Consider the following 235-nt stretch of genomic DNA (forward strand, 5'->3'; position numbering starts at 1 on the left):
AGCATAACAAATATAAAAAAACAATATTCATAATTTTTCTGATAAAATTACCTTTTAGCTCTTGTTAAAAAAATTAATTCGAACGCTTAAACTCAATAACATCCCAAAAAAGATGAGCAATATCGGTGCCACTAAAACGCTTAATTTCACGAATTCCAGTAGGAGATGTCACATTGATCTCTGTGATATAATCTCCTATCACGTCAATCCCTACAAGAAGAAGACCACGTTCTTT

The 235-nt window shown here is 31.5% G+C and carries 1 pseudogene; it reads right to left on the minus strand.

What is annotated here, in order from left to right:
• Positions 1–73: 73 nt before the first annotated feature.
• Positions 74–235: pseudogene (locus ACFINS_RS11190) on the minus strand (glutathione synthase); the annotation flags it as partial.

It is taken from the genome of Bartonella sp. AA2SXKL (genome assembly GCF_042197205.1).
In the GTDB taxonomy this organism is placed as follows: domain Bacteria; phylum Pseudomonadota; class Alphaproteobacteria; order Rhizobiales; family Rhizobiaceae; genus Bartonella.